7 protein-coding genes are annotated in these 12641 nt (G+C 42.3%); 4 read left to right on the forward strand and 3 right to left on the reverse strand.

Annotation, left to right across the window (positions count from 1 at the left end):
* Positions 1-331: 331 nt before the first annotated feature.
* Positions 332-1006, reverse strand: a complete 675-nt coding sequence (gene radC, locus ABMY45_RS07060) for a DNA repair protein RadC (protein WP_010605891.1) — start codon at positions 1004-1006, stop codon at positions 332-334.
* A gap of 126 nt (positions 1007-1132) precedes the next feature.
* Between radC and coaBC the strand changes: the two genes are divergently transcribed.
* From coaBC to ABMY45_RS07080, 4 genes are all read left to right on the forward strand, one after another.
* Positions 1133-2329 (forward strand): bifunctional phosphopantothenoylcysteine decarboxylase/phosphopantothenate--cysteine ligase CoaBC, encoded by a 1197-nt coding sequence (gene coaBC / locus ABMY45_RS07065; RefSeq protein ID WP_349288649.1) that lies wholly within the window; start codon positions 1133-1135, stop codon positions 2327-2329.
* 157 nt (positions 2330-2486) lie between these two features.
* The gene (gene slmA, locus ABMY45_RS07070; protein WP_010376740.1) at positions 2487-3074 is read left to right on the forward strand and encodes a nucleoid occlusion factor SlmA; all 588 of its coding nucleotides are present in this window, start codon (positions 2487-2489) and stop codon (positions 3072-3074) included.
* 106 nt (positions 3075-3180) lie between these two features.
* Complete coding sequence (locus tag ABMY45_RS07075) at positions 3181-5949, forward strand: prolyl oligopeptidase family serine peptidase (RefSeq protein WP_349288650.1); 2769 nt, start codon at positions 3181-3183, stop codon at positions 5947-5949.
* Between the two features lie 212 nt (positions 5950-6161).
* Positions 6162-9110, forward strand: coding sequence for a TonB-dependent receptor (locus ABMY45_RS07080; protein WP_349288651.1), 2949 nt, complete (start codon positions 6162-6164; stop codon positions 9108-9110).
* A gap of 61 nt (positions 9111-9171) precedes the next feature.
* Here ABMY45_RS07080 and ABMY45_RS07085 read toward each other — a convergent pair whose 3' ends face one another.
* Entirely contained in the window at positions 9172-10014 is an 843-nt protein-coding gene (locus ABMY45_RS07085; protein WP_010605896.1) for a hypothetical protein, read from the reverse strand.
* Between the two features lie 421 nt (positions 10015-10435).
* Positions 10436-12634 carry an EAL domain-containing protein gene (locus ABMY45_RS07090; protein WP_211867630.1) on the reverse strand — a complete coding sequence of 733 codons (2199 nt, stop codon included), beginning with the start codon at positions 12632-12634 and terminating at the stop codon, positions 10436-10438.
* Between the last annotated feature and the right edge of the window lie 7 nt (positions 12635-12641).

A 12641-nucleotide genomic window follows, 5' to 3' on the forward strand; every position in this document is an offset into this window, starting at 1 on the left:
CTACTGAAATCAGCTCATGGGTAAATTTGATAGCGGCCAATTATAATGATCCGAAGCCCACTAGGAAAGTAAAAACTGCATTTAAATTGAACTAATTTATAAAATTTATACAAATATGCTGATTTAACGAGCAAATTTCTTTTTTGGCCCTTTCTACATCGTAATTTTCACTGTTTAATTTTCGTGCTTATACGTATATTTGGGCTGCAACACTCCACCAGCTACCTCACACTTCGAGTAAAAGCTGAGTGATCAAGCTCCATTCCATTTTGCTCAATTCAAAAGGACAACTTGAGAAAGCGAAACCCACCTGATAAAACAGCAACTCAGCTTAAATCAGTCCTCGTTCGGCAAACGAAATACAATGACTTCCGGCGACGATTAAATGGTCAAGTACATTAATATCGACCAGTGCCAAGCCTTGCTGCAATTTTTTCGTGATGAGTTTATCCGCTTCGCTGGGCTCTGCTACGCCCGATGGGTGGTTATGGGCAAAAATCACGGCTGCACAGTGGTATTTTAGTGCCGCCTTTACTACTTCTCTTGGATAAACCGAGGCCGCGTTAATTGTACCGTGAAACAACACTTCATCTTTTATCAGGCGATTTTGGTTGTCTAGATACAGCACCATAAACACTTCATGCCCAAGCCCCCGTAGTTGAGCACTCAAATAGTCACGTACCGCTGTCGGGTTTTGAAATACCGTTTCTCTTAAGCACTCTTCTTTTAGATAACGCCGGCTTAACTCCAAAACGGCCTGTAACTGAGTGTATTTGGCAACGCCTAAGCCTTTTAACGCTGAAAACTCTTCTAATGAGGCATTGAATAAACGCTGTAACGTTTGCTGTTCTTGTAACAGGGATTCGGCAAGCTCTATGGCATTTAACCCTTTGATCCCAGTGCGTAAAAAGATAGCCAATAACTCGGCATTTGATAATGCCTCAGGGCCTTGCTCTATTAACTTTTCTCTTGGCCGTGCGGATTTGGGTAAGGCTGATATTTGCATAATTTTTCCTTTTATGTGTTTGCCTCCATGGCATCCAAAGTGTAGCTACCAAAAAGTGAGAATTCAAAAATTATCACCGACTGTGATATCTTTAGTTTATTGATACTGTGATCGTATAAAACAAACATGCAAAGAAATAAACGCCTCTTACTTGGGATCAGCGGTGGTATCGCTGCTTACAAATGCGCAGAACTCGTTCGCCGCCTAAAAGAACAGCAAATAGATGTCAAAGTGGTGATGACGGAGTCTGCTAAGCACTTTATCACGCCACTGACAATGCAGGCGGTCTCTGGTGAAATCGTTTCTGACTCTTTGCTTGACCCACAAGCAGAAGCATCAATGGGCCATATCGAATTTGCAAAATGGGCAGACCTAGTGCTGGTTGCTCCAGCGACCTCAAATATCCTCGCCAAAATGGCAGCAGGTATTGCGGATGATTTACTGACCACATTACTGCTCGCAACGCCCGCGCCTGTTGCCGTAGCGCCGGCAATGAATCAACAGATGTATGCACATCTATCGACTCAAGCAAACCTCAATACCCTTGCTTCACGTCATGTCCAAATCTGGGGACCCGGTAAAGGCGAGCAAGCCTGCGGAGATGTAGGCGCAGGACGCATGCTGGAACCCCATGAGTTGGTGCAACTGTGTTTAGCTGCACTTCGCCCTACTGAGCAAGTATTAGCAGGAAAAACGGTAACTATCACCGCAGGACCGACGCGCGAAGCATTAGATCCGGTGCGTTTTATTACTAACCACAGTTCAGGAAAAATGGGTTTTAGTCTTGCTGAGGCGGCAAAGGCTTTAGGTGCAAGCGTAAATCTGATCGCAGGCCCGGTTTCACTGAATACCCCCACAGGAATTACTCGACTTGATGTAGAAAGTGCTGAGCAGATGCAACAAGCTGCACTCGAATATGCCGTACAATCAGATATTTTTATCGGCTGCGCTGCGGTCGCTGATTACCGTGCAGCCACCGTTGCCGAGCAAAAGATTAAAAAGCAAGGCGATGAAATCACACTTACACTGGTCAAAAACCCCGATATTATCGCCACTGTCGCAGCACTAAAACAGTCTCGTCCTTATACCGTTGGCTTTGCCGCTGAGACGCAGAATGTCGCCGAATATGCGCAAGGAAAATTGGTCAATAAAGGGTTGGATATGATCTGTGCGAATGATGTGTCGGATAGCACAGGTGGTTTTAATTCTGATAACAACACATTGACCCTATATTGGAAAAAAGACCGACTTGAACTCCCTCACTCTAGCAAAAAAGAGTTAGCACTTACTGTCATGCAAGCTATTGCCGAAAAGATAAAATAACCTTCATGTAAAAGACTGGAAAGAAACTGAATAAAACATTAACATGATACCCCGATAATGTGTAAACAAGTCGGGGTTTGCACTTCTGCGCATCACTCTCTGTGCTTAATAAACCCGACAAAAATAATATAACAATTAGAAAAATAAGGGAAATTTCATGCCAGCGACAAAACGTAGTAATCGCAAAGAGCAAATTCTTCAATCACTCGCACAAATGTTGGAAACCAGCCCAGGACAACGTATCACCACAGCTAAACTCGCTGCTGAAGTCGGGGTTTCAGAAGCTGCGCTTTATCGTCACTTTCCAAGTAAAGCGAGAATGTTTGAGGGGCTTATTGAGTTCATCGAAGATACGTTGCTGTCACGCATTAATTTAATCCTAGAAAACGAAAAAGAAACTCGTAACCGGATCTACAACATTCTTACTCTACTCCTAGCCTTTGCAGAGAAAAATCCTGGCATCACACGTATCTTAACGGGAGATGCACTACAAGGTGAGCAAGAACGTTTACGTGAACGAGTTCAAAGCTTATTTGAAAAGCTTGAGACACAATTCAAACAAGTTTTAAGAGAGCGCAAGCTGCGAGAAGGTAAGGCATTCACGAGTGAAGAAAGTGTACTGGCTAACTTATTCTTAGCTTTTGTTGAAGGTAAGATGAACCAGTTTGTAAGAAGTGACTTTAAAGCAAAACCAACCGCGCAATTCGATAAACAGTGGGTTGAGCTTGAGAAAATCTGGCTTTAAACACCTGCGGCTAGCCGCTTAAATACATCCGCACACCGCAGAGCATTTTAGTTTCACTGTTAAAAGTGATAAAAACACAATAAATAAAGACTAAAATGCTCTAGATATGACTCTAAAACTCTCTCTTCTAAGTGCGGCACTTTTTAGTGTAAGCAGCTTAGCAGCTAAACCCAGCCTTGAATTTAAAGACGTTTTTGATTTTCGTTACCCACAAGGTACAGTAATCTCCGAACAAGGTACATTCCTCGGCCTAAGTGCAAAGCCTTACCGTGGTGACAGCGAAGGCCAAGTGTATTCTCTCGACAATAAAGCACTGATTGCATCAGTTCCCCGTGGTACAAATCCAGTTATCAATAAAGGCGCTCAATGGGTTGGTTTTACCCAACGCCCTACCCTACTTGAAAAAGAAACTGCAGATAAAAAGAAGAAAAAAACGCTAAAGAACAACTTAGTGTTGGTGAACACCACAACCAAAGCACAACAAACTTTTAGCTCAGTTAAAGATTATCAACTTTCAGATGATGGCCTGTGGTTGGTGTATCGTGAGGATGCAAAAAAAGGCGACAAAAAGTCAGACGCAAAAGCGAATACAGACGAGCAAACTGATGAACTCAAAATCAGTGCAGATAAGGGTGATGACGCCTTAACGCTTGTAGTGCTGAACCTTTCTCACAATAAAAGTACTCGCTATGACAATATCGCAGCATACAAAGTTGCACCAAATAGTAACGCAATACTGGTCAATCAGCGCAGTGAGGACGGCAGTAAAAACCGTGTTGCTGTTATTGACTTAGCAAGCAATCAAATCACGAGTCTTATTGATGAGCCTGGTGTCTCTTTGGGAGACATTGCTTGGCAACCTAACTCACAACAAGTCGCTTTTTATTTGGGTAATTATGTCAACGATGACAAACGCCGTCGCAACTACCAGCTCAAATTATGGTCTCCAACAAGCAATAAAATTACCGACATCCACAACCCAAGCGGTTGGTTTTCAGGCAAAACAGCATCAATCAAATGGTCTGAAGACGGCTCACGACTGTTTTTTGAAAATCGTCCACAGCTTGAAGAAAAAACCAAAGTACTCAAATACACAGATGAAAGCTCGCTTTTTGATTACGATACCATTCGCCAACAAAAAGGCTTAAAGGTTTGGCACAATGCCGATCCTGAAATCAAAACTAGAGAAATAAAAACATGGAACGAAAGCCGCCGAGATCAACATTATCAAGCGGTTTACCATGTAAATGGCGAGCGTGTAGTGCAGCTTGAAAACCTTCAGGTGCCTTCTATTTCACTTCACACAAACGCAAACTTTGTGCTGGGCAGTGACGATACACCATACCTAAAGCAAATCATGTACAAAGGGTTTTATCGCGACTACTATAGCGTTGATATCGATAATGGTGATAAACAACTCATCGTTAAAGAAAGTTCAAACCGCCCTACTGTCGCGCCTGACGGTAAACATGCTGCCTATTTCGACGGTGAACAAGTCTGGTTGAAGTCGCTATCCACTCAACAGCTTACCCCAGTAAGCAAAGCGGTTAAAAACGCACTATTCGCGGATGATAAACATGATAAGCCAGAACCAAATAAAGGGTTTGGATTTGCTGGTTGGCAGCTCGATGGCTCGACGCTCTACGTCTACAGTAAATATGATATTTGGGCATTTGATACCAAAACAGCAAAAGCAACTCGGCTAACCGACGGCTATAAGACCCAAACACAATACCGCATTGAGTATAAAGATAAGGACAAACTAGGCTTTAACCCAGACGATACCTTACTGTTAAGTGCGCACAACCTCGAAAATAAACAAACGCATATTGCAACGCTTTCCCTACAAGATAACAAGTTGCAAACTGTTTTGTCTGGCGAAGCTAAATATAGTGTAGTGAGAAAAGCCAAAGAGGCGGACACTTATATTTTCACAAGACAGTCTTATCAAGAATTTCCTAATTATTGGATATCAGATAGTGGCTTTAATAACCCGTCAAAACTCACAGACTTAAACCCACAACAGCAGACATTTGCTTGGGGCCAAAAACCTGAACTTGTGAAGTACAAAGGCTACGATGGCGAAGATCTTCAAGGCGTGTTAATCAAACCTGCTGATTATAAAGCTGGTGATAAAGTGCCTGTGGTGATTTACTTCTACCGCTATATGAGCCAGCGCATGTATGACTTCCCGAAAATGGTGCTAAACCACAGACCAAACCTGCCAATGTATACCTCAAATGGTTATGCGATATTCTTGCCTGATATTCGTTTTGAAATTGGTCACCCTGGGCGCTCCGCAACACACACAATGCTCAATGCAGCGCAAGCGCTTATTGATAGAGGTGTTGCTGATCCAGATAAAATTGGCTTGCAGGGCCACTCTTGGGCTGGTTACCAAAGTGCATTTATGATCACACAGACGGATATGTTTAAAGCGGTTGTCTCTGGCGCACCAGTATCCAATATGACCTCTGCTTTCAGTGGGATCCGTTTAGAATCAGGTCTTGCAAGACAGTTCCAGTACGAAACAGGCCAAAGCCGTATCGGTAAACCGTTAACGGAGGCGCCTGAATTATACATAGAGAACTCTCCGGTATTTTACGCGGATAAGGTAAATACACCTATTTTGATCATGTTTGGTGATAAAGATGGGGCGGTTCCTTGGCAAGAAGGTATCCAATACTACTTAGCCCTAAGAAGACATGATAAAGATGCCATTTTCTTACAATACGAAGGTGAACCTCACCATCTGAAAAAGCTGCCTAATCAGTTGGACTATTCAATTCGCATGAAAGAGTACTTTGATTACCACCTGAAAGGGTTGCCACCAGCAGCGTGGATCAAATCAGGCGAGGCATTCATTGCTGAATAGTAATTATTCTGGGTACCTTTGAGGTACCCTTTTTATTTCTCAAAAATAGGTTATTTCAACTTATATCTTTATAATTTTGCTATAAAAACCTACCCCACGGCTCCTCCTGGCTACTTTACAGCCTAAGTGTTGAAGTTTCTGTAAATGCAATGTAAGTTCTATGCTGCAGGGAAATTTTCCTATTCTGCTAACAAAATACATAAGGAAATAAGATGAAACTTTCAAACCTATCAGCGAACATTAGGCTGTCTTTACTTGCCTGTTCAACGCTAACAGTGGGTGTATCTGGCATCGCTTATGCTGAACAGTCAGGCACCACAACAGCGAATACTGTCGAACGAATTGAAGTAACCGGTACACGAATCAAGCGAGCAGCAATGACTGGCGCGAGTCCTGTGACGAGTGTAACCGCTGAAGATATAGAAATCGCGGGCATTACCCGAGTTGAAGACCTATTGAACAACATGCCTGCGGTATTCGCAGATCAGACTTCAGGTACAGCAAACGGTGCTACTGGTACAGCAACCGTTGACCTTCGAAATTTAGGCCCTTCTAGAACACTAGTTTTAGTCAACGGCCGCCGATTACCCTCAGGCTCACCAGCTGGAATTGAGGGTGTTGGTGCCGACGTAAACCAAATCCCAGCCTCTTTGGTTGAGCGCGTAGATGTGCTAACCGGTGGTTCATCTGCAACATACGGCTCTGATGCTGTTGCTGGTGTTGTAAACTTTATTATGAAAGACGACTTTGAAGGCTTTGAAGTCGACTATCAAGGAAGCATTTACAACCATAAAAATGACCATAAAGACATGCAACGAGCGCTAACTGCCTCAGGCTTCGACATTCCTGATTCCTCAGTTACTGACGGTGATACTCATGATATATCTATGATTTTTGGTATCAACTCAGCTAACGATAAAGGCAATATTACAGGTTACCTCACTTGGCGTGAAATTGATGAAATCCGTCAGGACTCCCGTGATTTTAGTGCCTGCTCAATGAATATCAATCGTAGCAGAACGAGTTCAGCTCCAGGGCAAAGAATATGTCGTGGCTCTGGCACAATACCTGACGGTAGGATCACAGACCAAGCTAGCTATGACTTTAAAGTCGCAGGAGATGATCTAGTACCAACGGGTAATAGTGTCTATAACTTTGGCCCACTTAATTACTTCCAGCGTCCGGACAAGCGTAAAACATTTGGTTTGCTTGGCCATTACAATTTTACCGATCAACATACCTTTTATGCTGAATTGAACTACATGGATAACCGTACCGTGGCACAAATTGCGCCATCTGGTTCTTTCTTCAATGAAGTCGATATTAAATGTGATAACCCGCTTCTTTCAGCAAAACAACGAGAAGTTCTTTGCGGTGCCAATGGGCCTGCGGTCGATGGTGTTGTATCTGGCGCATTTATCGCAAAACGAAACGTAGAAGGAGGCCCTCGCCAAGATGATTTACGACACACCTCTACCCGTTTTGTATTAGGTATGAGAGGCGAAATTGATGATAACTGGACTTATGATGCATTCTTTAACTACGGAAATGTGTCTTATGAACAAACCTACCAAAACGACCTATCAAAACGTAAAATTGTTAGAGCCTTAAAAGCAACCACTGATGACAATGGCAAGATTGTCTGTGAGTCAGTTATTGATGGTAGCGATCCCGACTGTATCCCTTGGAATATATTCGACCCAGCAAATATTACCCAAGAGCAAATTGATTATCTTACCATTCCACTCTTTGCTCGCGGTGATACACGTTCAAAACAAATCAGTGGTTTCGTCACTGGGGACTTAACTGAATATGGCATAGTCGTGCCTGGCACTTCAACGGGCGTCGGTATTGTATTGGGTCTGGAACACCGCAAAGAAGCTATTGATTTTAATCCGGACATTAACTTCATTTCTAACGATGGCGCAGGTCAAGGTGGACCAAGAAAACCCGTTTCAGACCAGTTTGATGTAAATGAATTCTTTACTGAGCTAAATATTCCATTAATTGAAGATAGCTCATTTGCGGATTACATTACATTAGAACTCGCTTATCGCTATTCTGATTACTCAACAGATAAACAAACAGATACCTACAAAGCAGCGTTTGATATACGCATTAACGATAGTTTAGGTTTACGTACAAGCTATCAACGAGCAGTGCGTGCCGGTAACATTCAAGACTTGGCGAGACCGTCTTCACTTGCCCTAGTAAACTGGGACGACCCTTGTGCGGGAGCTAATCCAGCTTATACACTTGAGCAGTGTATGAGAACCGGTGTTACAGCAGACCAATATGGTTCTGTTTCTTCAAATCCAGCGGGGCAATACAATGCGATTGAAGCAGGAAACCCAGACCTCAAGCCTGAGAAGTCTGATACCTATTCATTTGGTATTCTTTATTCTCCTGAGTTTGTTGAAGGCTTAGATATCGCTGTAGATTACTTTGATATTACCGTTAACGACGCCATTCAACCTTTCCCAGTACAGTATATCGTAGAGCAATGTGCGATAGACAATAACGAAGAGCTCTGTGGCCTAATAAACCGTGGTGAAAAAACCGGTTCGCTTTGGTTAGGAGAAGATGCCGTAACCGCTACAGATACCAACATTGGTAGTGTAGAGACTTCAGGTATTGATTTTGATGCATCATACCGTTACACGTTACCTGAGGATATGGGTCTTTTAAGATTCTCTCTAATTGGTACATGGATGGAGAAGTTTGATACACAAAACGCACCAGGTGGGATTGTTGATAAGTGTGCCGGGAAATGGGATAAAAATGTATGCGAAAGCCCAGTTCCCGATATGCGTTATAACTTTAAAACAACTTGGGTAACTCCATGGGATGTGAATATTACAGCGACCTATCGTTACGTGAGTGAAGTGGAAGAGTTCTATCGTCCTACAGCTGCGGAATTGGCTGACCCATCAAAATCACCAATACTAGTACCATTGAGTGCAAGAGATTATGTTGATATTGCTGCAACATGGAACGCAACTGAAAACCTCTCATTCAGAGCCGGTATCAATAACGTGTTTGACAACACGCCACCGCTCGTTCCTGATGGCCCTACAACCTTCTCTAATGGTAACACCTATCCGGGGTTCCACGATATCCTAGGCCGTTACATCTTTGCAGGATTTACATTTAGAATGTAAGCACTTTAAATAGTAAATGGCTAATTGCTAGCCATTTACTATTATTTAGATGTCATTTCACTCAGTTTTTATTACATGTCGGGCAGCTGGGTGGACGAGTTGGCTCTCCAGGTACCATAACCATCCCTAGCTTTTTAGTCTGACCATAATTGCCATCATTCATAAATGCTTCCACATAATACGGTCCACCACCCATCGAAAATCTCATTCTTACCACAGCACTTCCAGTAAGTTGATTCTCCGCATTGTAAATTGCTTTGGTTACGCGCTTAGTGCCTCCGCTAAAATAATCACTTTTTGTCGTAACACCAACAATTACAGGTACATTAGGATCCAAAGCAGCTTCAGAGAATTGATCTAATTCAAAATCAATTTTTACTTCGTATTTATCACCATACGGATTTTTAACGGCTTCCATTTTGGGCATATCTTGAACAATTACACCTTTAGCAGAGCACTCATCACTCACTGTTGACCAGACTAAGCCTGCACCATATGTAGAATTAAACGCCAGATTAAAGTATGAATTTGAGTCCCAATTACTTCGGTCATTACCTAAACGACCCCTTTCAGAGTTGTAGTAGGCGACATCTCGAAGCATGTCATTTGGATTACCTACCTCTAGATCTGTTTTAAATCTGTAGCTCTGATTACGTAGAAGATAAGTAGGGCCTGATAATTTTGCAGAAGAGCTTGAATTTATACCGGGTAAAGATCTCAGAAATTCTACGACCGTGTAAAAACTTGGGGCTCGATACAAGTTCCAACCAGCTTCGATAGTAGCTGGTAATTCAAGTAAATTAAGCTCGTGTATTGTACTCTCTTCATATTTACAGCCGCTTGGAACTCCAACTGCAAATGCACTTCCAGAAAAAGTACATAGTAATATTATAATTTTTTTCACTTAAATATCCTTCTATGTGTTTAAAGAGATCAAAATTTAATCAACCTCTATGCAACGTTAGCAAAAAACACATTTCAGGTACAAGTTATTTTGGTAATCTTTATAAATGAGAATTTAAGCTGTAATCGGAAACTAACCTATGGGAACCATGTAACAGTGTCTTAATCAAAATACCGTTGTTTTTTCATGTGAGCATCAATTTGTTTGTGCAATATTCGCCCTATTTTGGATTTAGACTGAGTTGAGCTTCTGCACTAACTTCCTGTGTTGTAGATATCACAAACACATATTTCACTCTGCACCCTTAGGCTAAAATCGAAAAACTTTCCAAAAGCGACCCTCATAACAGATCATCACTGCACTTTTTAAAGGTTGCTTCATCAACGTATAAGACAAGTAATATACTTGTCTTAGGTCACTACTATACACTGTTCTGATTATCTAAAAACTCAAGTAACTCCTTTTCAGGCATAGGCTTTGCGAGTAAAAAACCCTGTACTTCATCACAGCCGAGCTTTTGTAACACCGTCATTTGCTCTTCTGTCTCAACGCCTTCCGCAATTGTTTTTAGGCCGAGATGCTGACCTAAAGAAATGACAAGATCGGCAATTGCACCGCTGTCATCATGAGGGATATCTTTGACAAAAGCACGGTCGATTTTAAGCCGTGCTAAAGGTAGTTTTTGCAAATAGCTCAAAGAAGAAAATCCAGTACCAAAGTCATCAATGGCCACCTCAACACCAAATTCCTGGAGTTCTTGAAGTGTATTGATCACCGAGTTTACTTCGTCCATGACTACACTTTCTGTCACTTCGAGCTCTATATGTTTAGGCTCTACATCAAACGACAAAATCGTATCTTTAACCTGCTGTGCATAGTTTGGCACCTTAAACTGCGGCACAGAGACGTTAACAGCAATGCTAAGCTCACCGAATCCCTGTTGCTGCAAAGTTGCCTGCAACTGACAGGCTTGTTCTAATACCCATTGGCCAATTTCGACAATAAGCCCTGCATTTTCCGCAAGCGGAACAAAAATCGCAGGGGAAATATAATTCCCATTTCCAGAAGGCCAACGTAATAAAGCCTCACAGCCAATCACCTTGCGATCAACAATGGAAAACTGAGGCTGATACCAGACCTCTAGTTTTTTCATCTCAAAATCTTGCCTGAGCTGTCTTATTAATCCCAGCTTCCAAGCCATTTTTTCTTCTAAGTCTGGGGTATACCAATCTAGTGGAATACTCGACTGCTTTGCTTGATTAAGTGCAATATACGCGAGTTTTAAGGTCTCTATTCCTTGCGGTTGGAAGTCTTCTTGACGGCACACTCCAATATGAAAGTGCATAGTCAACAAATGCTCCCCGACATGGTAGGGCACGCACAAGTTATCAATAAAAGACTCTTCATCAAACTGCGACTCAGGCATTAAAAAGCCAAACACATCTGCACCAATACGTGAAATTAACTGGGCCTCTGGAAACTCAATACTAATTCGCTCGGCAACCCCTAATAACAACAAGTTTCCAACTTCTTGGCCTAAACCGTTATTGATGTCAGAAAATTGGGCAATATCAACAAGAATAAAAACGAGAGATTGCTGCTGGTTAAAGTAAGACTCTATTTTCTCAATAAAGTTAGCGCGATTAGGCAGTTTGGTTAGATTATCCTTGTAAGCAACCTCACGCAACTCATTGAATAGCTTGATATTATCAAGACCAACACCAACGTTAGTCAGAAATATTTCAGCAAACTTCAATTGCGCTTCCGACGGCTCGCCCTCTAGCTCTAAATAAATGGCAGCCTTTTTGTTTTTGCTTTCAAGTAAGAAGGTAATGTCATGCGCGGTAGATTGGTGGGATTCGGTATCAATACAGTTTTGTACTTGCATGATGACACGACCATTATCAAGCTGCTCTATACCATGACCAAAAAATTCACGGTACTGCTCACTACCGCCAAACACCCTTAAATGCATATCATCATCTAGGTAGCCACTCACTAAGCCTTCGCCTGACGCATCTAAAATATTTGCCAATTGAGCGACAACTGCCGCTGCAAAGGAGCCCATATCGGTATGTCCGAGTATGGCACGAGAAGCTGAAAGGATCTGCTCTAGTACGTGGCTTTGCGCTTCGAGCTCACAAATTTGTTGATAAGAACGGATAGCGGTAAGCAACGAGGTAACCAGTTTGCTGCGGGTGAGCTCTGTCTTCATTTTATAATCGTTAATGTCGAACTCACGAATAACCTTTTCTTCCGGTGCATAACCCGGTTGTCCTGTACGCATAATAATACGTACTGCCATATTTTTTATTTCTTCGCGCACTCGACGAACGACATTAAGACCTGCGTCGTCGGTTTCCATCACCACATCAAGTAATAGGATGCTGATATTATTTTGTTCTTTTAAAATCTCAATGGCTTCTTTGCCAGAATAGGCGTGAAAAAACCTGAGCTTTTTACCCCAAAACTCTAAATTAGACAGCGCAAGTTTAGTAACAGAATGGATCTCTGGATCATCATCAACGACTAAGACATCCCAAAAAGCACTTGTCGTTTCTTCTTCTTGAGTAACTTCTTCGTGCTCTGCAAACAAATAATCTTCTTGCTCAGGTGCCATGTTTTAC

The organism is Pseudoalteromonas sp. XMcav11-Q, from assembly GCF_040104525.1.
GTDB lineage: Bacteria > Pseudomonadota > Gammaproteobacteria > Enterobacterales > Alteromonadaceae > Pseudoalteromonas.